Below are 21,594 nucleotides of genomic sequence, written 5' to 3' on the forward strand. Positions count from 1 at the left end.
CCCGGCGCGTACGGACGGGTGAGTCGGGCCGGCGGCCGGTCCCGGGTAGAGCGGCCGGTCCCGTGTCGAGCATGATGCGGTCCACGGTCTGCGACAGGGCGCTGTCGGCACCGAGGATGGTCTCAGGCCCGTACCAGTCCGCCGACCCACCAGTCGTGCGGCTTGCCGTCGTTGGCGATGCTGCGGTTGCGCAGCGTCCCTTCGAGGGTGAAGCCCAGCCGTTCGGCGACGGCACGCGATCCGGTGTTGCCGGTCATGGCCCACCATTCGATGCGGTGGACGTCGAGCGTGGCCCAGCCCCATGCGCACAGCGCCCGCGCGGCCTCGACCGAGTAGCCCCGGCCGCGCTGCTCCTTGACCGCCCAGTAGCCGAGTTCGTAGACGCCCGCGCTCACCTTGGTCAGGCAGTACGAGCCGACGAGCGCTCCACTGTCCTTGCGGAACGCCCCGAGGACGTAGTCCTTGTCGGCGGCCCAGCCCTCGGGCCACTCCTCGCGGACCCTCTTCTCGGCGTCCTGCCGTCCGAAGGGCACGGGCACGGGCGTGTAGAACTGGATGTCCTCGTCCTGGCAGGCGTCGTGCACCGCCTCCACATCGCCCGGCTCGAAAGCCCTCAGCACCAGCCGCCGGGTCTCGAGTGTCACTGGATCCACCGCGTCAGTATGAGCGCCGCCCAGGGACGACGACCAGCGAATATCACCGCTGGATGCGTCACCGCGGGATGCTCTGCGGGTGCCGGAGCCGTGTGGCCCGCCTAAGGTGCGAGGAGGTGTCGCGTGACGGACGAGGCCGACGCGGTGCCGGATCTCGGCACCGATCCCTGCGACGAGGAGCGTGGTCGGTGTGGCCCGGAACCGCCGGTTGATCCTCAGCTCGCCGTCCGAGGTCTGGGACCTGCTGTGCGAGGGTCGTCGCTACGGCGAGTGGGTCTCCGGCACGCAACAGGTCACGGCCGCCGACCCGCACTGGCCGGAGGTGGGCGCCCGCCTGCACGTCAGGGTCGGACTGGGCCCGTTGGTCCTGGACGACACCTGCATCGTACGCATCTGCGAGCCGGGACGCCGTCTGGAACTGGAGGCCAAGGCTGACCCCTTCGGCGCGGCCCGCATCGCCATGAACCTGATCCCCTGGGGTGAGAACACGCTCTTCGTCCTCGACTGGCATCCCCTGCGCGGCCCCGGCACCCGGATGCACGGGCTTCCGGTGGACTACCTCGTCTCGATCCGCAACGGCATGATGCTGACGAAACTGGCCCGCATCGCCGTGCGCGAGCACCGCGACAGCGCCGGCGGCGCACCGCGGCACACCCGCAGCGGCTGAGAACGGCGGAGGGCCGGGGGCGGGGCAGCGCCCCGCCCCGCCCCCGGCTCCGCGGTCACTCCTCGTCGCGCAGCCGGGCCGCCAGTGAGGTCAGCTCCGCCGTCTCCTCGGTGTGCCCCAGGGCGGTCAGGCGGACGACGGCCGCGTCCAGCCGGGCGAGGGCGGCGGCGGGGCGTTCCAGGGAGAGGCCCTCCACGACACCGGCGAGGCGCACGCACTCCGCCCACTCGCCGGCCCGGTCGTCGTCCTGCCCCGGCTCGCCGAGCAGGCCGAGTGCCTTGTCCAGAGCGGCCAGGGCGTCCTCGTACGCGCCGGCGAAGGCGTTGACCCGCCCGTGCTCGTAGGCCAGGGCCGTGTCCAGGGAGCGGCCGTGGGCCTCGTACCCGGCGGCGCGGGCCTCGTCGGCGACCCGGCCGGCGTCGGCGAGGACGGCGAGGGCGTCGTGCAGCCCTGCCGCGCCCTGCTGCTGGGCCTGCAGACGGGCGACTTCACGCAGGGAGTTGCTGAGGTACTCGTAGCGCGGGTCCTCGGCGTGGGCGGCGAGCGCCTGGTCGGCGGCCTCCCGGGCCCGGCCGAACTCACCCGACTCGGCGAGGAGTACGGCCGTCTCCGCGGCGATCATGGCGTGGCTGCCCCGGTCGTCGTCCCAGCCGGCCGACTCGGCCGCGAGCGCGACGAACTCGGCCGTGGCGGCCTTGAGGTCCTCCCCCGTGTGCAGCGCACGGGCGCGGGTCAGACGCAACTGGGCCACGAGCCGGTCGTCCAGCTCTCCGGCGGCCACGTCCGGCTCCGCCAGCAGGGAGTCGAGCAGCGCGATGCAGTCCTCGACGCGGCCCAGGTCGAGGCTGAGCTGGGCGGCGTTGCTGTAGGTGCAGTACGCGTCGGTCCGGTTGCCGTGTCGCAGGTCCAGCTCCGCCGCGCGCGTCAGGTGCCGCAGCGCCTCCTCTGGCCGGCCCAGGTGCATGCAAGCCTCGGCCAGGTCGGTGTGCAGGCGGGTGGTTCCGACCGCCTCGGCGGGCCAGTCGGCGGCCAGGCGCAGGCCCTCGGCCAGATCGGTGTACGCGGCCTGGGCGTCCTGGAGGAGGAGCCGGAGCCTGCCGCGCAGTCCGAGCGTGCGGGGCAGGTGCCAGGCGGGGCCCTGCGCCGTCAGCCGGTCCATGAGGGCGTCGGCCTCGGCGACCGCGGCGGGCAGGTCGCCGGAGAGGGCGTGCGTGGTGGCCCGCAGCATGTGTGCGCCCGAGATCTGCCCGGCGATGTCGTGCCGGGCCGCGAACTCGCGGAGCAGGTCCGCCTCGGCGAAGACCGGCGCGAGGTGCTCCTGGCTGCGGGTCGCCTGCAGACGCAGGGCGAGCGCGGTCGCCCTCAGCCGCAGCAGGCGTGCCTCCTGGTGCGGGGTCAGGCCGGGTGTCTCCTCGTGCGTGCGGACCAGGGCCGCGTGGGCGTCGGTGAGGGCGGCGGCCCTGGCCTCCGGCCCGACGGCGCCCTCCGCGAGGATCTCGGCGTTCGCGAGCAGGACGCGGGCCCGGGTGAGCGCGGCGTCGCCCGGCGCGCCGACGTCGTCGTACAGGGCCGCTGCCTCCTCGTTCAGGGCGGCGGCCTCGGTGAACCGGTCCTTCTCGTGCGCCCGGTTCGCCTCTTCGGCCAGCAGGTCCGCGCGCAGCCGGGCGACCGGTCCCACGGCCGGGTCGTCGGGGTGGGTGTAGTCGCGGGCGGCGACGAGGGTGCGCAGCCGTGTCCAGCAGGCCCGCGCGTCGGGGTGGCCCTGCTCGTCCAGCGTCCGTGCGCGCAGGATGAGTTCGGTGAGCGATTCGGGGACGGCGGGGGCCGGGCGGGCGGCCGCCGGGGCGGCGGGGGCGGCCGGGGTCACGTCGTCGAGGCTGCGGGTGCGCAGGGTCAGCTCCAGGGTGTCCAGGAGCGGGGCGCGGTCCAGGCGGTCCCTGCGGCGGTCGGTGTGGGCCGTGGTTGCGTTGCGGGCGTCGAAGCGGGCGGCGAGGTCGTCGGCGCGGCTTCGCACCTCGGCGCGCAGGCGGGCGGCGGTCCAGGTGCGGCCCGCGTATCCGGCGGCGGGCAGCTCGCCGTGGCCGAGGAGCTCGACGCGCTGGAGGAGGACCTCCACGCCGGTGAGGAAGTCGAGCTGGTCGAGGGGCGAGTCGACCTCGTCGAACAGGTTCCGGTTCTCGGCGAGCAGTTCCAGGCCGCGGGCCTCGTTGCCGGTCAGCGCGCAGAACTCCAGGTGCCGGCCGACCTCCCCGGACATCGAGGGGTTGCGGCGGCAGCCGCGGTAGCCGGAGAGGTGCAGTTCGCGGGCCCGGTCGGCGCGGCCGGTGCGCAGCAGGGGCAGCAGCGCGTACGACAGGGAGCGGGCGGGCTCCTCCTGGCAGGACTCCTGGCCGGCCAGGACGGGCTCCCAGACGCGCAGGGCCCGCTCGTCGTCGCCGGCGGTGAGGTGGTGACGGGCGCGCCGACAGATCTCACAGGCCTCGCAGTCGCTGAGCCGGGTGCGGGTGCGGGCCGCCCACAGCTCGTAGGCGAGGGCGGTGTCCTCACCGACGTGGGCGGCGAGCTGGTAGGCCTCCCCGTAGTAGGGCTGGAGGCCGAGGCCGGCGCGCTCGTAGCGGTCGCGCATCTCCGTCAGCCACTGGCGCAGGCTGGTCAGCGGTATCTCGGGCAGGGCGCGCAGGGCGTTGGACACCCACTTGAACCGCCAGAACAACAGGTGGCGCAGGGACTCGTCGAAAACGTCGGGCTGCTCGTCGAAGAGGGTGAGCAGGCGCGCGAAGACGACGGGCGACTTCCGGGGTTCGGAGCCGTAGGTGTACGCCTCCTGGAGTTCGAGGAGGGTACGAATGAGCGGCAGGGGCTGCGCGAACTGCTCCGCAGCGTCGACGAGTTCCTCGGCGGTGACGGTGCGGGTGCGGCCGTAGGGGCGCCGTTGGTTCTCCTGGAGCGCCTGGTACAGCTCGTCGGTGTTCTGGGGGTGGGGTGCGGTGGGCATCGTCAGCTGTCCTTGCGGAGGGCGTGGGCGAGCAGGTCGAGGAAGGAGCGGTTGATGAGGCTCGACTCGGCGGGCCTGAGCGGGCGCCGGGACAGCATCGCGGCCTGCCCGTAGAGGGCTTCGGCGCTGGTGCGGGCCAGTTCGGGTTCGTCGATGGTGACGGCGGTACGGACCAGCGGATTGAGCTGGTTGAGGATCAGCTGGGCGCGCGGTGCCTCCTGGCGCAGGGCGCCGAGGATGTCGCCCCACACCCCGCCCTGCTGCTCCCGGGCGAGCTGGGAGCGGGTGCGTTCGTGGCGGGCCTCTCGGCTGTCGATGAGGAGGGCAGGCGCGGAGACGGGCTGGAAGGTGCGCAGGGCGACATCGCAGTCGAAGACCGCGAGGGCGTCGCGGGCCTGCGCGAGATAGGCCGCGGCGGCGAGCTCCGTCTCCCGGTCGACGGGGTCGAGGTGGGCGGTGAGGGTCGCCGGGTCGAGGTCGGCGACGGCGGCCTCCGGCCTGATCTCGGGCAGCCGGTGGACCAGTTCACGGTCGTAGGTGTAGCCGCCGTTGACGACACCGAGACCGGCGGCCGAGGCGATCGCGGCGACCTGGCGGAACTCCTCCACGCTGGACGTCACCAGCACGGTGCGGTGAGTGCGGGCGAACTCGTCCAGGGTGCAGTGCCCGTCGGTGGTCTCGAACGGCAGCCAGGGCAGCAGCATCCGCAGGATGTCGTCGTCGTGCACGGCGAGGGACTTCACGGCCAGGTGGTGGGCCTGGAGGAAGCGGCCGAGCAGGTCCGGGTCGCCGGCGGCGGTGCGGGCGATCCAGTCGCGCAGCCGCTCGGCGAGGGCGTCGCGGACGGCGGCGAGGGTGGCGTCCTCGTAGAGGGACTCGCGGGACGCCGTGGGGCGCAGGCTCTCGGCGTCGACGACACAGCGGACGAAGAACGCCCACTCGGGCAGGATCTCCTCGGCCTGCTCGGACAGCAGCATGCCCTTGACGTGCACGCGGTGGCCGTGGCGGCGCCCGGCCGGAACCGTCTCGGGCAGGATGCAGGCGATGCCCTTCAGGCCGACGGCCGGCAGGTCCAGCTCGATGGTGTCCAGCGGCTTGAAGCCGAAGACCTCCTCGCCGTACGCGGCCAGGGCCCGGGAGCGGGCTCCGGGTGTGGGGTACGGACGCGCCCAGGGGGCGGGCTCGGGGTTGACGGACGTGGCGGAGCGCCCCGAGCCGCCCGTGCCGTCGTCGAAGGTGACCGGGTGGCGGAGCAGGGAGCCGAAGTGGCGGGCCAGTGCGTGCACTTGCGCCGGCCGGGTCCACTCCCCCGCGTCGGCGCGCGGCGTCAGGGTGACGGTGGTTCCGGGCCGGGGTCGGGCGGATGCGGGCAGGGTGCGGACGGCGTAGCTGCCGTCGCCGCGTCCGCGCCACTCCACGGCGGGTGCGTCGGGGGTGCGGGCGGAGCGGCTCAGGACGTGGATCTCGTCCGCGACCAGGAAGCAGGAGAGCAGGCCGATGCCGAACTGGCCGATGAAGTCGGCGCGTTGCTCGGCGACCTGCTCGGCGCGCTTGCTGCTGCGGCCGATCGTGGCGAGGAAGGTGTGCACGTCGGCCTCGGTGAGACCGACGCCGTCGTCCTCGACACGTACCACCGAGCCGTCGGCGTACAGGCGCACGCCGAAGGCGTCGGCGGGGGCGGCCGGTTCGAGGGCGTGCCGGGCGGTCAGTGCGTCCACCGCGTTCTGCATCAGTTCACGCAGGTAGACGCGGGGGCTGGAGTAGAGGTGGTGGGAGAGGAGGTCCACCAGGCCGCGCAGGTCGACCTGGAAGGTGCGGTCGGTGGCGGCGGGGTCGGTGGCGTGGTGGCGCAGTGGCATGGGGCAGTCCGGGGTGAGGGGAACGGCGGGGTGGGCGAGGGTCCGCGGGACGGGCCGAGGACGGCCGGGGCGGGGCGGACGGCTCAGAAGGCCTTGCGGAAGCGCGCGTACACCTTCTGCGGGTCCGCCATGAAGGTCCACGGCCACCGGGTGAACGCGCCTTCCAGCTCGCGGAAGACATTGGAGGCGGTGCTGCTGCCCGCCAGCGAGAGGGCCATGGCGAAAATGTTGTAGTCGCCCTGCCAGCCCAGGCGGCGCTCGTAGGCGTGGTGCAGGATGCTGCGCTCGGCCGCTTCCCTCAACTCGGTCCGGATTCGCGGGTGCTGGAGGCAGTCGCGGTGGTCGGATTCCACCCAGTCCTCGATGTGTGCCATGGCGACCACGCAGCCGAGCCGGTGCCCGTCGGGCGCGCCGGCGAAGGCCTTCCGGGCGAAGTCGAGGGCCTGGCCCGGCTCTCCGCCCCAGCGGGGCTGGAGGTGCGACACCCACTCCAGGTGGAGGTCCAGGTTCAGCGGGTCACGCCGCAGACCGGCTGCGAGCCTGGCCTCCTGGACGCTGTCGTCGACGGACATGCCGCGTCCCGAGGTGAGCAGGTGGCGCCACGGCGTGACCCAGTCGGGCCGCAGCTCGGCGGCCTCCAGCAGGTGCTCCTCGGCGATGCGCAGCCGCTCGTAGAAGGTCTGCCACTGGTCGCGGCTGACGTCCACGGCACGGGCGGACGTACGCGCCTCCCATCCCCAGGCGACATGGCGCGCGCCCGAGATCAGCAGGGCGGTCGCCCGGAGCTCCTTGTCGTCCTCGTCCTGCTCGGCGGCCCGGACGATCCACTCCTGCAGACCGTCCACCTCGGTCAGTTGCCCCAGGACCGCCTGGTCGTAGCCGAGGTCGAAGGGGGCGAGGGCCGCCTTGACCGCCGCCCAGTCGCCGGCGTCGGCCGCTTCCACGAGGGTGAGCACCCGGGCGTCCCCGAGCGCGCGCAGGGCGTACACCCCGTTCTTCTGCCTGCGCGAGACGGGCAGGGCGTGCGAATCCGCCGTCGGTCTCTCCCCGCCCCCACCGAACAGCTTGCCGAACATGCCGCGCCCTCCCCTGGTACCGCGTGATCTTCCGGTGCAGCATAGGCGGACCCACCGACACGCTCTCCACCGGGTTTTCACCGGCACTTCACGAGACGGGACAGCGCGGCGCCCGGCGCTCCCGCCCGATCGGCAGCCGGCGTGGCGGGCGTCCTCGGGTCTCTGGCGCAGTGGCGCCGTGAACGCAAGCGGGACTTCTGGCGGAGCGTGACAGGCGGCTGAGGCCGTTCGGCCGGAGGCCCGTCCTCACTCCTCGGGTCAGCTGACGGGGACGCGCAGGGCCAGGACGGCGACGTCGTCGTCGTTGCCCGGGGGGCGGACACGGCGCAGGAGCTGGTCGGTGAACGAGGCGAGGGGCCGATGGGCCAGGGCGGCGGCGTGCTGGCGCAGTCGGTCCAGTCCCTCGTCGAGGCTGCGGCGGGGCGCTTCGACGAGTCCGTCGGTGTACAGCACCAGGGTGGAACCGGGCGGGAGCAGCGCGGTGGCGTCCGGGCGCCGGGTGCCGGTCTGGGTGCCCAGCAGGATGCCGTGCCCGTCGGTGAGGTAACGGGTCAGGCCGTCCCGGCTGATCAGCAGCGGCGGCGGGTGGCCGGCGTTGGTCCAGGACAGCCGCCATCCCTCCTCGGCCGGTTCGATCCGGGCGAAGATCGTCGTGGCCATGGTGACGTCGGTGATGTGCTGGATCGCCTCGTCGAGCCGTTCGACGATCCGGCTGGGAGGCTCGTGCTGGGACCAGGCGTAGGCACGGAGCATGTTGCGGACCTGAGCCATGCCGGCTGCCGCCTCCAGGTCGTGGCCGACGACGTCCCCGATGGCCAGCGCGGTGGACGCGTCGGACAGGGGGAAGGCGTCGTACCAGTCGCCGCCGACCTGGGAGGCGTCGGGCGCGGGCAGATAGCGGACGGTCATCTGCAGGCCGGAGACGCCCGGCATCTGCGGCAGGAGGTGGTTCTGCATGGTCTCGGCGACCTTGCGCTGGCGTTGGAAGAGGCGGGCGTTGTCCAGAGCGAGGCCGGCCCGGCGCGCGATGTCCTCGATCAGGGGGAGGTCCGCGGGCGTGAAGGCCGCCGAACTCTCGTCGCGGCCGAGGGTCAGCGCTCCCAGGACGGCGCGGGTGCTGCGGATGGGCGCGATGGCAGCGGAGCGCATCCCGGTGACGTCGAACAGGCGGCGCTGCTCGACTGCGATGCCGGAGTCCGGTGCCCCCTGGTAGGTCTGCGGGCCGGCCAGGTTGGAGGCGACCCCGCGCAGGGCCCTGGACAGGGGCATCGGGGATTCCTCGGGGATCGGCGGCATGGGTCCCTGCAGGTCCTCGTGGTGCGTGAGCGTCTCGCCGTCGGCGTGGACGACGACGGTGCGCCACACCTCGTCGCGCTCGGTGATCAGGTCGACGACCACCCAGTCCGCGAGGCGGGGCAGGACCAGGGTCACCAGTCGCTGCAGCGCCTCGTCCACGTCGAGCGTGGAGGTCAGCTGCGTGGTGGTCTCGGCCAGCAGGGCCAGTCGTGCCAGCTCCGACAGCGGCCGCGCCGCCGGCTCCGGCTCCGGCTGCGGCTCGGCGGCCTGCGGGTGGTCGGGGGCGTGGAAGACGACGAGCGTGCCGTCGTGCCGGCCGTCGAGGTCGTACGGTGTGATCATCCAGGAGATGCGCAGCACGGTGCCGTCGGCGCAGGCGAAGTAGTCCACGTCGGCCTGGGCGGTGCGCCCGGCGTGGAAGGCCTGCCGCATGGCGCACTGGGTTCTCGGCAGGTGCTGGCCCTGCGGGCCGCGGTGCAGCAGGTCGTGCGCGTCATGCCCGATCAGGTCGGCGGCCGGGCGGCCCAGCAGGTGCTCGGCGTGGGCGTTCACGGCGATGATGCAGCCCTGCTCGTCAACGAGGTAGGCGCCGGCGCCGATGGCTTCCAGGGAGGCGGTCGAGGCGACGGACGCTGTCGGCACGGACGGCCCCTGAACGGTCTCCGTGTGTTCCGGCCCCGTCATCGCGGCCTCCCTGCTGATCGGGCCGGCCTCCCGCTCGCCGGCATCCCCTGCTTGCTTGCCTTCCCCGTATGCCCATACGGCGGAAGATTCCACGTGTCGGGGCGACGTCACTGCTGCGTGCACCGCGGGCAGGCCGTTGACCTGCACCCGGCCGGGAAAACGGATCGCCCGGTCGGGGACCGTCCGGTCGGGGACGTACCCGCCGGGGCGGGGCCGCCCGGTGGCGGGGCCGCCCGGTGGACGGCCTCAGCTCAGATCGAGGTCGGCGTGCAGCAGGTTGTGGTCCGAGTAGGCGGTCGGATGCACGCGGTGCCTGAGCGGGACGACACCTCGCAGGAACACGTAGTCGAACTTGCTCTGCCAGTCGGTCGTCGGCCCGCAGCTGCCGGTGGGCGACGGACGGCACTGCGGGTCGGCATCCGTGGCCAGTTCCCAGATGGGGGACAGTTCGGGGGCGTCCGGCACGGCGTTGAAGTCGCCGAGGACGATCGCGCGGTCGTGCCGGGCGACCTCCGACGCGAGCACGCGGATCTGCCGCGCCCGGACCTCCTCCTGCTGTCGCTGGGCGAGATGGGTGTTGAAGACCCGGACGGAGCGGCCGTCGACCGTGGTGGTGACGGCCATGTACCCGCGGTCCTCGGATCCGCCGTCGGGATACTCCACGGTGACCGGGTCCGTCATCGGCGCGGCCGACAGCACCGCCTGGCCGAAGGCCCCGGGGCTCCACGGCGTCCCCCCGCAGCGGCCCCACTTGCGCAGCACCGACCCGTACTCGACGTGGTAGGACAGCCCGTGCAGGTTCTGCAGATACTCCCGGATCCGCTCGACGTCACGCACGCATGCTTCCTGAAGGCCGACGACCTGGGGCGCGTACGCGGCGATCTCCGCGGCCTTGTCGACGTCGCTCGCCTCGCAGGGGTTGCAGATGTTCCACGTCATGACCCGGTTCGGGACGACGTCCCTGGCCGCCACGGCGGGCTGCGCCCCGGCGAAGAGGGCGCCGTCGGGTGCGCTGGGTCCGACGAGCACCACGCAGATCGCCAGCATGACGCCCGCAAGCAATCGCGCGCCCGTGCGCCTGTCGAGCACCATCGCCTCCTCACTCGGGACACGTCCGGCCTCCGACGCCTCCCAGCACGAGGTTATGGGACGGGATCGTCGGCAACCCAGGCGATGGGCGATCTCGTTGCGGCGGTCGCTGTTCACGCTCACCCGGCCCACGGCACGGCGGGAGGGCGCGGGGCCGAGGACACTTCTCGCGCCGCGCTCCGTGCAGGGCCGAAAGGCGCCCGGGTTCGCGCCGCGCTCCGAGGTCCTGGCGCCTTCGACGGTGAGGGGCGAGGCTGTGCGTAGGGTGGCGGGACTGATGATCGACGCGGGCGGTGCGACATGGAGTGGCAGAAGTTCGCCGAGGAAATGGCCGTGCTCGCACGGACCCTGCTGAAGCAGGAGTCCGTGCAGCAGACTCTGGACGAGATCGTGGCGTCGGCCGTGAGGCTCGTGGACGGCTGTGACGCGGCGGGGATCCTCGCGGTGCGCAAGGGCCGTGCCGTCACGCTGTCCTCGTCCGGCGACATGGTCGAGGAGTCCGACCGTCTTCAGGGTGAGCTGGGCGAGGGGCCGTGCTTCGACCTCGCCGACCGCTCGGACGACGAGCGCGTGTTCCGGATCGTGGACATGAGTCGTCCCCAGCCGGACTGGCCCCGCTACGCCGAGGCCGCCCGCGCGCTGGGCATCGGCAGCATGTCCGGGGTCCTGCTCTACACCCACGACGAGGACTTCGGCGCGCTCAACCTGTACGCCGGCCGCCCGGGCACCTTCACCGAGGACATCGCGACCGCCGGCTGGCTGCTGGCCTCGCACGCCGCCGTCGCCCTCGCGGACGCCCGCACCATCGACCAGCTCGAACACGCGCTGGAGACCCGGCACGCCATCGGCGAGGCCATGGGCATCCTCATGGAGCGCCACGGGATGAGTGACGAGGACGCCTTCAACGTGCTGCGCAACATCTCCCAGCACCACAACGTCAAGCTGCGCGACGTCGCCCAGCGAATCCGGGACAAGCGCTCCGGCAAGCAGCCCTGAGCACACCGGCCGATCCGAGCAGACATTCCATGCAGGCGGGTCACCCTGCTGACCGGCACCTTCAAGCTGGTCAACCACAACAGCAAGGGGCTGTGAGGGGGGTCACGGACCCATCCTCTTATTGATGGGATGGATCTATCTCTCTGGCTCCATTGCATCCACCCCTTAGATCACTTCGCACGCATTACCTGCGACTTTCGCGCCAGCATCTAGACGGCTCGGCCGAGCACCCTCTATAAACATCCCATCTCTTCACGAGCGACACACGGCTGTCGTATCGGCGTAACAACTTCCGCTACGGGACCAGCGCGAGGAATCCAACGATGAGACTCAGATCCGCTCTCTGCTCCGCTTCCGTCGTCTGCGCACTGACGCTGCTCAGCGCCTGCGGCGGCGGCTCCACCACCGCCGCGTCGTCGAGCGGCGAGCCGCTCGTGGGTGTCGACTACCCCCGCTCCGACACCGACTTCTGGAACTCGTACATCAAGTACACGCCCCAGTTCGCCAAGGACCTGGGCCTGGACCTGAAGACCACCAACTCGCAGAACGACGTCGCCAAGCTGACCGCGAACGCGCAGACCTTCATGAGCCAGGGGGTCAAGGGCGTCGCGATGGCCCCGCAGGACACCGCCGCCATCGCGCCCACCCTGGCGCAGATGGAGGCCAAGAAGATCCCGGTCGTCACCGTGGACACCCGTCCCGACAGCGGCAAGGTCTACATGGTCGTCCGCGCCGACAACCGCGCCTACGGCGAGAAGGCCTGCCGGTTCCTCGGCACCAAGCTGGGCGGCAAGGGCAAGGTCGTCATGCTCCAGGGCGGCCTCGACTCGATCAACGGCCGTGACCGCACCGAGGCGTTCAACGACTGCATGAAGAAGAACTACCCCGGGATCAAGGTCTTCGGCGAGGCCACCAACTGGGACGGGGCGACAGCGGCCCAGAAGCTCCAGACGGACCTGACGGCCCACCCGGACATCAAGGGCGTCTACATGCAGTCCAGCTTCGCCCTGTCCGGCACGCTCCAGGTGCTCAAGCAGCGCGGTCTGCTGGTCGACCCGAAGAGCGAGAAGCACGTGTTCGTGGTCTCCAACGACGGCATCCCCGAGGAGCTCAAGTCCATCGCCGCGGGCAAGATCGACGCCACCGTCTCGCAGCCGGCCGACCTCTACGCCAAGTACGCCCTGTACTACCTGAAGGCCGCGCTCGACGGGAAGAAGTTCAAGCCCGGCAAGACCGACCACGACAGCACCATCATCCAGGTCCGTCCCGGCCTGCTGGAGGACCAGCTCTCCGCCCCGCTGGTCACGGCGGACGGCGGCACCTACGGCGGTGTGCCCAGCGTCAAGAGCGACGACAAGGCCCTCTGGGGCAACAACCTCGGCTGACATTCCCCGGCAGAGCAACGGCTGACGAGATCTAGGCGGTTGAGATGAAGGACGGGGAGCGAACAACGGACCCCGTGCCCGCCCCGGCGGACGATGGGCGGGCCTCCGCGGGCCTGCCCCTCGTCGAGGCGACGGGCATAGTCAAGCGATTCGGTCCGACGGTGGCCCTGAACGGCGCCCGGATCACCATCAGAGCCGGCGAGACCCACGCGCTCGTCGGACGCAACGGAGCAGGCAAGTCGACCCTGGTGTCCGTCCTCACCGGTCTGCAGTCCCCGGACGAGGGCAAGGTCACCTTCGGCGGCAGCCCCGCACCGCGACTCGCGGACCGCGACGCCTGGCGGCAGCGGGTGGCCTGCGTCTACCAGAAGTCCACGATCATCCCCACGCTGACCGTCGCGGAGAACCTCTTCCTGAACCGGCACGACCACGGCCCGGGTCGGCTGATCAGCTGGACGGGCGTACGCCGCCGGGCGCAGGAACTGCTGTCGACCTGGTCGGTGGACGTCGACCCGCAGACCCCGGCCGGCGACCTGAACGTGGAGCAGCGGCAGTTCGTGGAGATCGCCCGGGCGCTGTCGTTCGGGGCCCGGTTCATCATCCTCGACGAACCCACGGCGCAACTCGACGGGGCGGCGATCAACCGGCTCTTCGACCGCATCCGCGACCTGCAACGCCAGGGCGTGACCTTCCTGTTCATCAGTCACCACCTGCAGGAGGTCTACGAGATCTGCGACATGGTCACGGTGTTTCGCGACGCCCGGCACATCGTGACCACCCCGGTCGCCGGCCTCCCCCGCACCGAGCTGGTCGCCGCCATGACCGGCGAGGCGGCGGCGGACCGGAGCCAGGAACGCCCCGGCAGCCTGGACCGCGCGGCCCCGCCCGCGCTGTCCGTGCGCGCGCTGGGCAGCGACGGCGCCTACGGCGACGTGACGTTCCGGGTGGGCGCCGGGGAGATCGTCGGACTCGCGGGGGCCGCCGCCAGCGGCCGTACCGAGGTCGCCGAGACCGTCGTGGGCCTGCGGGCCGCCACGACCGGAGACGTCGAGATCGCCGGGCGGCGGCCCCGGCCGGGCAGCGTGCCCGCCGCACTCGCCGCCGGTGCCGGGTTCGTCCCGCAGGACCGGCACCACCAGGGCTTCGTGCCCGACATGTCGATCGCGGACAACGCCACGCTCTCCGTGCCCAAGCGCCTGGGCCGGGGCGGTTTCCTGAACCGCGGCCGCCGCGACCGGCTCGCCCAGGACATGATCCGGAACCTGGCGATCAAGACCCCCGGCCCTGAACTGCCCGTCTCCGGACTCTCCGGAGGCAACCAGCAGAAGGTCGTCATGGCCCGGGCCCTGGCCGACGACCCCCGGCTGCTGGTCCTGATCAACCCGACCGCCGGTGTGGACGTGCGGTCCAAGGAATTCCTCCTCGGCAAGGTCGAGGAGACCGCTCGGAGCGGCACCGGAGTACTCATCGCCTCCGACGAGCTCGACGACCTGCGTATGTGCGACCGCGTCCTGGTGATGTTCCAGGGCCGTGTGACCAACGAGATCGCCCGAGGCTGGCACGACCACGACCTCGTCGCCGCGATGGAAGGAATGGAGCTCAATGCCTGAAACCGTCGTCGCCGACGCGTCCGCCACCGGGACGGACGCGCACCGCGCGAAGCGGACCGCGCTGCTCGGCGGCCGGATCCCGCTGGCCCGGCTGCGTGACCTCGCGCTCGTTCCGGCGATCGTGGCCATCGCGATCGTCGGCCAGATCGTCAACCCGGTCTTCCTGCAGGCCGACAACCTCATCAACGTCCTGCAGACGATGTCCGAGATGGCGCTGCTGGTCCTCGCGCAGACGATGATCCTGATCGTCAAGAAGATGGACCTGTCACTGGAGTCCACGATGGGTCTCGCGCCCGGCGTGGCCGCCTGGCTCGTGGTGCCGGCCGGAGCCGGGCACGGGCTCGGGCTCATACCCGGTGGCCTGTCGGTCCCCGTGACCCTGGCCGTCGGTCTGCTGATCGGCGTCGTCAACTCGGTGCTGATCATCCGTTTCGGCCTCAACGGCTTCATCGTCACGCTCGGCATGCTGATCGTGCTGCGCGGCATCCTCACCGGCATCTCCGGCGGCCAGACCTTCTTCCAGCTGCCGCCGTCGATGCTCTACCCGGGCACCGCCGAATGGTTCGGCATGCCGGCCTCGATCTGGATCTGCCTGGCCCTGTTCGCCGTCGCGATCGTCGTCCTCGGCTGGACCAGCTTCGGCCGTTCGCTCTACGCCATCGGCGGCAACGTCGACGCGGCGAAGGCGGCCGGCATCCGCACCGACCGGGTGCTCTGGATCGTCATCGTCACCGGCAGCCTGCTCGCCGCCCTCGCGGGTCTGTTGCTCTCCGGACGGCTGGCCTCCGTCGCTTCCGCCCAGGGCAACGGCTACATCTTCACCGTGTTCGCCGCGGCCGTCATCGGTGGCATCAGCCTCAACGGCGGCAAGGGCACCGTGTTCGGCGCCTTCAGCGGCATCCTGCTGCTCTTCATGATCCAGAACGTACTCACCCTGGCCGGTGTCCCCGCCCAGTGGATCGGCGCCCTCAACGGCCTGATCATCCTGGTCGCCCTGACCATCTCCCGGATCACGGGCGGCAAGGTCCAGGACTGAACCAGGCGGCCGCCGCCTCGCACCGACCACCGCACCACCCTTCCCCGCCGCAGGGGGGCCACGTGCCCCGCCCGCCCCACAGGAGTTGCTGCCATGTCCTCCGCCGTGTCCTCAGCCGCCCGCATCATCGCCCTGGACGTCCTGGACGTCCGCTTCCCCACCTCCGAGCATCTCGACGGCTCGGACGCGATGAATCCCGAGCCCGACTACTCGGCCGCCTACGTGGTCCTGCGCACCGACGCCGGCGACGGGCTGGAGGGCCACGCGCTGGCCTTCACCACCGGACGGGGCAACGACGCGCAGGCCGCCGCCATCGCCACCCTCGCCCCGCACGTCGTCGGACGGTCGGTCGAGGAGGTGTGCGGCGACCTCGGCGCCTTCTCCCGCTCCCTCGTCCACGATCCCCAACTACGCTGGCTGGGGCCGGAGAAGGGCGCCATCCACATGGCGACCGGCGCCGTCGTCAACGCGGCCTGGGACCTCGCGGCCAAGCGCGCCGGAAAGCCCGTCTGGCGTTTCCTCGGCGAGATGTCCCCCGAGGAGCTCGTCGCGCAGGTGGACTTCCGCTGGCTGTCCGACGCGCTCACCCCCGAGGAGGCACTGGAGATCCTGCGCCGCGCCGAGCCGGGCCGCGAGCGGCGCATCGGCCTGCTGATCGACGGTGGCTACCCCGCGTACACCACCACCCCGGGCTGGCTCGGGTACTCCGACGAGAAGCTGGCCCGGCTGTCCCGCGAGGCCGTCGCCGACGGCTTCACCCAGATCAAGCTGAAGGTCGGGGCGTCCCTGGAGGACGACATCCGGCGCATGCGCGTCGCCCGCGAGACCGTCGGCCCGGACATCCGCGTCGCGGTCGACGCCAACCAGAGATGGGACGTCCAGCCCGCCATCGACTGGATGCGTGAGCTGGCCCGCTACGACCCGTACTGGATCGAGGAGCCCACCTCCCCCGACGACATCCTCGGCCACGCCGCCGTCCGCAAGGCCCTCAGCCCCATCAAGGTCGCCACCGGCGAGCACATCGCCAACCGGGTCGTCTTCAAGCAGCTGTTGCAGGCCGGCGCGGTGGACATCGTGCAGATCGACTCGGCGCGCGTGGGCGGTGTCAACGAGAACATCGCGATCCTGCTGCTCGCCGCGAAGTTCGGCGTGCCGGTCTGCCCGCACGCCGGCGGAGTGGGCCTGTGCGAGATGGTGCAGCACCTGTCGATGTTCGACTACGTCGCCGTCTCCGGCACCACCGAGAACCGTGTCATCGAGTACGTCGACCACCTGCATGAGCACTTCGTCGACCCGGTACGCATCGTCGACGGTCACTACCTCGCCCCGGCCCTGCCGGGGCTGAGCGCGCAGATGCACCCGGAGTCCCTCAAGGAGTACTCCTACCCCGACGGCCCGGTCTGGTCCTCCCGTGTCTGACTTCCTGCCCCTGATCGACTCCCACCACCACGTCTGGGACCTGAACCGGCGCCCGCAGCCCTGGCTGGACGAGCCGGGCCTCGAACCGATCCGCCGTAGCTACGGCGTCGGGGACCTGCGGCGGGAGGCGATCCGGCCGATCGCGGGCCGGTGGCTGACGCGGACGGTACTCGTCCAGTGCATCGCGTCGCTGCCGGAGACCGCGGAACTGCTCGCGCTCGCCGACCAGGACCCGCTGGTCGGCGCGGTCGTCGGCTGGGCGGATCTCGCCGGGGCCGACGTCGGGGACATGCTCGACGTGCTGCTGGCCGGCACGGGGGGCTCGAACCTGCGGGCCGTGCGGCACCTGGTGCAGGGGGAGCCCGATCCGGAGTGGTTGCAGCAGCCGGTCGTCGAACGGGGCCTGCGCGCCGTCCAGGACCGGGGCCTCGGCTACGACGTGCTCATCCGCAGCCATCAGTTCCCGCAGGCCATCCGCCTCGCCCAGCGCTTCCCCGAGCTTCCCCTGGTCCTGGACCACGCCGGGAAGCCGCCCATCGGCCCGCACGCGCGCCGCGACACCCTGCCCGACTGGCAGCGCAGGGTGCGCGTGCTGGCCGGCTTCCCGCAGGTGCGGTGCAAGCTCTCCGGGCTGATCACCGAGGCCGACCACCGCGAGTGGACCATCGCCGACATCCGGCCGGTGTGGGACACCCTGCTGGCGGCCTTCGGCCCCTACCGGCTCATGTTCGGCTCCGACTGGCCCGTCTGCGTCCTGGCCGGTGGCTGGGCCCGCTGGGCGGCCACCGTCGAGGAGTTGCTGCACGGTTTCTCCGAGCACGAGAAGCAGGCGTTGCTGTGCGACACGGCGGCCGGCTTCTACCGGCTGTACCAGACGTAGGAAGAGGCCCTTTCATGCTGCTGACCGAACTGCTCCACCCCGGCATCCTCGAAGCGCTCGCGGGAGCGGGGCACGGGGCCCGTGTCCTGCTCGCCGACGGCCACTACCCCGCCAGCACGGCCGTCGGGGAACGGGCGAGGACCGTCCACCTCAACCTCTCCCCCGGCGTGCTCGACGTCAGCACCGTCCTCGACGTCCTGCTGCGGGCCCTGCCCGTCGAGACGGCCCAGGTGATGGTGCCGCCCGAGGGGGAGCCGGAACCCCCGGCCATCGCCGAGTACCGCTCGCGGCTGGCGCCCGTCCCCGTCGAGACGCTCGGCCGCTTCGAGTTCTACGACGCCGCCCGCTCACCCGACCTGGCCCTGGCCGTCGTCACCGCCGACATCCGTACCTACGCCAACCTGCTGCTGACCATCGGCGTCCGCGCTGAAAGGACCCTGACCCCGCGATGACTCTCGCCGTCCGCTATCTCGCCGCCCGAACGCTCGACACCGCACCGGCCGAAAGCGCCGAACCCGGCCCGGGCGAGGTGCAGGTGGCCCCCGCCTACGTCGGCATCTGCGGCACCGACCTGCACATCTTCCACGGTGACATGGACGCCCGCGTGGCGACGCCCGCCGTGCTCGGGCACGAGATGTCCGGCCGCGTCGTCGCGGTCGGGGCGGGCGTGGAGGACTGGCGCCCCGGGGACGCGGTCACCGTGATGCCGCTGCGCTGGGACGGCACCTGCCCGGCCTGCCGCTCCGGTCACCGGCACGTCTGCCGGCACCTGGACTTCATCGGCATCGACTCCCCCGGTGCGATGCAGCAGCGCTGGACCGTGCCCGCCTCCACCCTCATCCGCCTGCCCCAGTCGCTGCCCCTGGACCAGGGCGCGCTCGTCGAGCCCACCGCGGTCGCCGTGCACGACGTCGGCCGGGCCGGTGTCCGCCACGGTGAGAAGGCCGTCGTGGTCGGCGGCGGTCCGGTCGGCATCCTCATCGCCCTGGTCGCCCGGGCCGCCGGCGCCGATGTGCGGGTGGTGGAACTCAACGCGCACCGCCGCCTGCTCGCCGAGGAACTCGGTCTGACCACCTGGGATCCGGCCGCCGCCGACATCCCCTCGCTGGTCGGCGAGTGGACCGGCGACGCGGGCGCCGACGTGGCCTTCGAGGTGTCCGGTGCCGCCGGCGGCGTCGACACGGCCGTCGAGGTCCTCGGGGTGCGCGGGCGGCTGTGCCTGGTCGCCATCCATCCCAAGCCCCGCGAGATCGACCTGCACCGCTTCTTCTGGCGCGAACTCACCCTCGTCGGGGCCCGGTTGTACGACCGCTCCGACTTCGAGAAGGCGGTCGCCCTGGTCGCCGACGGCACCGTCGCCGCCCACCGCCTGATCAGCGAGGTCGTCCCGCTCACCCAGGCACCGGCCGCCTTCGAGGCCCTGGAAGGCGGCGGTGACGTGATGAAGATCCTCGTCGACTGCACCACCGACTCCGAGGGAGCCGCCGCGTGAACGCCTTCGACCTCACCGGAAAGCTCGCCGTCGTCACCGGCGCCAGTCGTGGCATCGGCCGCGCCATGGCCCGGGGCCTCGCCGAGGCCGGCGCCGACATCATCGGCGTCAGCGCGTCTCTGGAGGCGGGCAGCGACGTCGAGAAGGACGTCACCGCCGCGGGCCGCGCCTTCGAGGCGATCCGCACCGACTTCGCCGATCCCGAGGCCGTACGGGCACTCGGCGCCGACCTCGCCGGGCGTGAGCGCCCGGTGGACATCCTCGTCAACAACGCCGGCACCATCCGCCGCACGCCCGCCGCCCAGCACTCCGACGCGGACTGGGAGCTGGTGCTCCAGGTCAACCTCAGTGCGCAGTTCGCGCTCACCCGCGCGATCGGGGCGGGCATGGTCGAACGCGGGCACGGCAAGGTCATCTTCACGGCTTCGCTGCTCAGCTACCAGGGCGGCATCACCGTCCCCGGCTACACCGCCGCCAAGCACGGCATCGCCGGCCTGACCAAGGCCCTGGCCAACGAGTGGGCCCCGCACGGCGTCAACGTCAACGCCATCGCGCCCGGCTACATCGCCACCGACAACACCCGGGCGCTCCAGGACGACCCGGCGCGCAGCAGGGCCATCCTGGAGCGGATTCCGGCCGGCCGCTGGGGCTCCGCCGACGACCTCGCCGGTGCGACCGTCTTCCTCGCGTCGGGCGCGGCCGACTACATCCACGGCACCACCCTGCCCGTCGACGGCGGATGGCTCGGCCGATGAGCGCGGGGAGGGGCACCGATCCGGCGGCCGTCCTCGCGGGGGCCCGTCTCCTGCCCGTGCTGACCGTTCCGTCCGTGGCGAGTGCCGGCCCCCTGGCCGACGCACTCGCGGCGGGCGGCGCACGGTGCGCCGAGGTCACCTTCCGCACGCCCGGCGCCGAGCAGGCCCTCGAGGCGATGGCGGCCCACGGCGGCCTGACCGTCGGCGCCGGCACCGTCCTGACCACCGAGCAGGCGGAACGGGCCGTGACGGCCGGGGCCCGGTTCCTCGTCTCCCCGGGCTTCGACGCGGAAGTCATCGACAGGGGTCGGGAGTTGGGGGTCCCGGTCGTTCCCGGCATCTCCACCGCGACCGAGTTGATGCGCGCGCTGCAGGCGGGCCTGGACACGGTCAAGCTGTTCCCCGCCGAGCCGCTCGGCGGCACCCGGATGCTCCGGGCCCTGGCGGCGCCCTTCCCGCAGGTCCGTTTCGTGCCCACCGGCGGCATCGGCCCGGACCAGATGCCCGGCTACCTCTCCCACCCGGCGGTCCTCGCCGTGGGCGGCAGCTGGATGGCCACCCGCGGCCACCTGGAACGCGGCGAGTACGCGGAGATCCGCCGGCTGACCGCCGAGGCCGTGGAGAGGAGCACACCGTGACCGACGTGATCGCCCTGGGCGAGGTGATGCTGCGCTTCGACCCGGGTGAGGGACGGATCAGCACCGCCCGCTCCTTCCATGTGTGGGAGGGGGGCGGTGAGTACAACGTGGTACGGAGTCTGCGCCGCTGTTTCGGCCTGCGCACCGCGGTCGTCACCGCCCTCGCCGACAACGCCGTGGGCCGGCTCGTCGAGGACCTGGTCCTGCAGGGCGGCGTCGACACCTCGCTGATCCGCTGGGTCCCCGACGACGGCATCGGCCGCAGCGTCCGCAACGGCCTGAACTTCGTGGAGCGCGGCTACGGCATCCGCGGCGCTCTCGGCGTCAGCGACCGGGCGAACACGGCCGTGTCGCAGCTGCGGAAGGGAGACGTCGACTGGGATGCCGTCTTCTCCGGCCCGGTGCGCTGGTTCCACACCGGCGGCGTCTTCGCCGGCCTGTCGGACACCACCGTCGATGTGGCCGACGAGGCGATGGCCGCCGCTCGCCGTCATGGCGTGACCGTCTCCTACGACCCCAACTACCGCCCCAGCCTCTGGGCCGGCCGTGGCGGCGCCGACCGCGCCCGGGAGGCGGACCTGCGCCTCGCCCGGCACGCCGACGTCGTCGTGGGTGCCCTCGGTCTCGCGGGCAGCCGTCCGGGCGCCTGTCGCCTCACGGCCGACGAGGTTCCCGACGCGCTCACCGAGGTCGCCGGTCTGCTGCCCGGGGTGAGCGTGCTGGCCACGACGTTGCGCGAGGTGCCGTCCGCCGGCGTCAACGACTGGTCCGCGGTCGCCTGGTCACCCGGGACCGGCCTCGTCACCGGTCCGCAGATGCCCGGACTGCACGTCCTGGACCGCATCGGCTCGGGCGACGGCTTCGCCGCGGGGCTCGTCTACGGCCTGCTCACCGGTGCGGGGCTGGAACAGGCCGTCGCGTACGGCACCGCCCACGGCGCCCTCGTCATGACCACCCCGGGGGACGTCTCCATGGCCACCCTCGCCGAGGTGGAAGCGCTCGTCGCGGGCGGCTCGGCCCACGTCAGACGCTGACCGCTCGCAACCGTCATCTCGAGGAGCACG

Annotated in this window: 18 protein-coding genes; 12 read left to right on the forward strand and 6 right to left on the reverse strand. The window is 72.3% G+C overall.

The window, feature by feature from the left end:
• Window positions 1-122 precede the first annotated feature (122 nt).
• Entirely contained in the window at window positions 123-653 is a 531-nt protein-coding gene (locus AB0B29_RS29605) for a GNAT family N-acetyltransferase (RefSeq protein ID WP_362244516.1), read from the reverse strand.
• Between the two features lie 190 nt (window positions 654-843).
• Between AB0B29_RS29605 and AB0B29_RS29610 the strand changes: the two genes are divergently transcribed.
• On the forward strand, window positions 844-1,320 hold the full coding sequence (locus tag AB0B29_RS29610) for an SRPBCC family protein (protein WP_362244517.1): 477 nt from the start codon (window positions 844-846) through the stop codon (window positions 1,318-1,320).
• A gap of 55 nt (window positions 1,321-1,375) precedes the next feature.
• Here AB0B29_RS29610 and AB0B29_RS29615 read toward each other — a convergent pair whose 3' ends face one another.
• The 5 genes from AB0B29_RS29615 to AB0B29_RS29635 all read right to left on the reverse strand — a co-directional run bounded on the left by AB0B29_RS29615 (window position 1,376) and on the right by AB0B29_RS29635 (window position 10,322).
• On the reverse strand, window positions 1,376-4,315 hold the full coding sequence (locus AB0B29_RS29615) for a hypothetical protein (protein ID WP_362244518.1): 2,940 nt from the start codon (window positions 4,313-4,315) through the stop codon (window positions 1,376-1,378).
• Window positions 4,316-4,317: 2 nt separating this feature from the next.
• Entirely contained in the window at window positions 4,318-6,174 is a 1,857-nt protein-coding gene (locus AB0B29_RS29620; protein WP_362244519.1) for an HSP90 family protein, read from the reverse strand.
• An 83-nt stretch (window positions 6,175-6,257) separates the two neighbouring features.
• Window positions 6,258-7,250, reverse strand: a complete 993-nt coding sequence (locus AB0B29_RS29625) for a hypothetical protein (protein ID WP_362244520.1) — start codon at window positions 7,248-7,250, stop codon at window positions 6,258-6,260.
• Between the two features lie 258 nt (window positions 7,251-7,508).
• Window positions 7,509-9,230, reverse strand: coding sequence for a SpoIIE family protein phosphatase (locus tag AB0B29_RS29630; protein ID WP_362244521.1), 1,722 nt, complete (start codon window positions 9,228-9,230; stop codon window positions 7,509-7,511).
• A gap of 246 nt (window positions 9,231-9,476) precedes the next feature.
• Window positions 9,477-10,322: an endonuclease/exonuclease/phosphatase family protein gene (locus AB0B29_RS29635; RefSeq protein WP_362244522.1), complete on the reverse strand. Its 846-nt coding sequence runs from the start codon at window positions 10,320-10,322 to the stop codon at window positions 9,477-9,479.
• Between the two features lie 297 nt (window positions 10,323-10,619).
• Between AB0B29_RS29635 and AB0B29_RS29640 the strand changes: the two genes are divergently transcribed.
• From AB0B29_RS29640 to AB0B29_RS29690, 11 genes are all read left to right on the forward strand, one after another.
• Complete coding sequence (locus AB0B29_RS29640; RefSeq protein ID WP_362244523.1) at window positions 10,620-11,315, forward strand: GAF and ANTAR domain-containing protein; 696 nt, start codon at window positions 10,620-10,622, stop codon at window positions 11,313-11,315.
• A gap of 323 nt (window positions 11,316-11,638) precedes the next feature.
• The gene (locus tag AB0B29_RS29645) at window positions 11,639-12,700 is read left to right on the forward strand and encodes a sugar ABC transporter substrate-binding protein (RefSeq protein ID WP_362244524.1); all 1,062 of its coding nucleotides are present in this window, start codon (window positions 11,639-11,641) and stop codon (window positions 12,698-12,700) included.
• Window positions 12,701-12,744: 44 nt separating this feature from the next.
• Entirely contained in the window at window positions 12,745-14,310 is a 1,566-nt protein-coding gene (locus tag AB0B29_RS29650; protein ID WP_362244525.1) for a sugar ABC transporter ATP-binding protein, read from the forward strand.
• A complete protein-coding gene (locus AB0B29_RS29655; RefSeq protein ID WP_362244526.1) occupies window positions 14,303-15,346 on the forward strand; it encodes an ABC transporter permease in 1,044 nt (347 codons plus the stop codon). Before AB0B29_RS29650 ends, AB0B29_RS29655 begins: the two co-directional genes overlap by 8 nt.
• Before the next feature lie 93 nt (window positions 15,347-15,439).
• Entirely contained in the window at window positions 15,440-16,765 is a 1,326-nt protein-coding gene (locus AB0B29_RS29660; RefSeq protein ID WP_362244527.1) for an L-fuconate dehydratase, read from the forward strand.
• Window positions 16,758-17,645: an amidohydrolase family protein gene (locus AB0B29_RS29665; RefSeq protein WP_362244528.1), complete on the forward strand. Its 888-nt coding sequence runs from the start codon at window positions 16,758-16,760 to the stop codon at window positions 17,643-17,645. The genes AB0B29_RS29660 and AB0B29_RS29665 overlap by 8 nt, the downstream gene beginning before the upstream one ends.
• Before the next feature lie 14 nt (window positions 17,646-17,659).
• On the forward strand, window positions 17,660-18,097 hold the full coding sequence (locus AB0B29_RS29670; RefSeq protein WP_362244529.1) for an RbsD/FucU domain-containing protein: 438 nt from the start codon (window positions 17,660-17,662) through the stop codon (window positions 18,095-18,097).
• Window positions 18,094-19,137 (forward strand): zinc-dependent alcohol dehydrogenase, encoded by a 1,044-nt coding sequence (locus AB0B29_RS29675; protein WP_362244530.1) that lies wholly within the window; start codon window positions 18,094-18,096, stop codon window positions 19,135-19,137. The genes AB0B29_RS29670 and AB0B29_RS29675 overlap by 4 nt, the downstream gene beginning before the upstream one ends.
• On the forward strand, window positions 19,134-19,892 hold the full coding sequence (locus tag AB0B29_RS29680; protein ID WP_362244531.1) for an SDR family oxidoreductase: 759 nt from the start codon (window positions 19,134-19,136) through the stop codon (window positions 19,890-19,892). The genes AB0B29_RS29675 and AB0B29_RS29680 overlap by 4 nt, the downstream gene beginning before the upstream one ends.
• Window positions 19,889-20,530 carry a bifunctional 4-hydroxy-2-oxoglutarate aldolase/2-dehydro-3-deoxy-phosphogluconate aldolase gene (locus AB0B29_RS29685; RefSeq protein ID WP_362244532.1) on the forward strand — a complete coding sequence of 214 codons (642 nt, stop codon included), beginning with the start codon at window positions 19,889-19,891 and terminating at the stop codon, window positions 20,528-20,530. The genes AB0B29_RS29680 and AB0B29_RS29685 overlap by 4 nt, the downstream gene beginning before the upstream one ends.
• Window positions 20,527-21,564, forward strand: a complete 1,038-nt coding sequence (locus tag AB0B29_RS29690) for a sugar kinase (protein ID WP_362244533.1) — start codon at window positions 20,527-20,529, stop codon at window positions 21,562-21,564. The genes AB0B29_RS29685 and AB0B29_RS29690 overlap by 4 nt, the downstream gene beginning before the upstream one ends.
• The last annotated feature ends 30 nt before the right edge of the window (window positions 21,565-21,594 follow it).

It is taken from the genome of Streptomyces tibetensis (genome assembly GCF_040647715.1).
Lineage (GTDB): Bacteria > Actinomycetota > Actinomycetes > Streptomycetales > Streptomycetaceae > Streptomyces > Streptomyces tibetensis_A.

Bases quoted from the DNA above. Each gene is read 5' to 3' on its own strand.
- AB0B29_RS29660 (WP_362244527.1), top strand. From the start codon at position 15,440: ATGTCCTCCGCCGTGTCCTCAGCCGCCCGCATCATCGCCCTGGACGTC.
- AB0B29_RS29645 (WP_362244524.1), top strand. From the start codon at position 11,639: ATGAGACTCAGATCCGCTCTCTGCTCCGCTTCCGTCGTCTGCGCACTG.
- AB0B29_RS29670 (WP_362244529.1), top strand. From the start codon at position 17,660: ATGCTGCTGACCGAACTGCTCCACCCCGGCATCCTCGAAGCGCTCGCG.
- AB0B29_RS29635 (WP_362244522.1), bottom strand. From the start codon at position 10,322: ATGGTGCTCGACAGGCGCACGGGCGCGCGATTGCTTGCGGGCGTCATG.
- AB0B29_RS29650 (WP_362244525.1), top strand. From the start codon at position 12,745: ATGAAGGACGGGGAGCGAACAACGGACCCCGTGCCCGCCCCGGCGGAC.
- AB0B29_RS29630 (WP_362244521.1), bottom strand. From the start codon at position 9,230: ATGACGGGGCCGGAACACACGGAGACCGTTCAGGGGCCGTCCGTGCCG.
- AB0B29_RS29620 (WP_362244519.1), bottom strand. From the start codon at position 6,174: ATGCCACTGCGCCACCACGCCACCGACCCCGCCGCCACCGACCGCACC.
- AB0B29_RS29625 (WP_362244520.1), bottom strand. From the start codon at position 7,250: ATGTTCGGCAAGCTGTTCGGTGGGGGCGGGGAGAGACCGACGGCGGAT.
- AB0B29_RS29685 (WP_362244532.1), top strand. From the start codon at position 19,889: ATGAGCGCGGGGAGGGGCACCGATCCGGCGGCCGTCCTCGCGGGGGCC.
- AB0B29_RS29655 (WP_362244526.1), top strand. From the start codon at position 14,303: ATGCCTGAAACCGTCGTCGCCGACGCGTCCGCCACCGGGACGGACGCG.
- AB0B29_RS29615 (WP_362244518.1), bottom strand. From the start codon at position 4,315: ATGCCCACCGCACCCCACCCCCAGAACACCGACGAGCTGTACCAGGCG.
- AB0B29_RS29640 (WP_362244523.1), top strand. From the start codon at position 10,620: ATGGAGTGGCAGAAGTTCGCCGAGGAAATGGCCGTGCTCGCACGGACC.
- AB0B29_RS29675 (WP_362244530.1), top strand. From the start codon at position 18,094: ATGACTCTCGCCGTCCGCTATCTCGCCGCCCGAACGCTCGACACCGCA.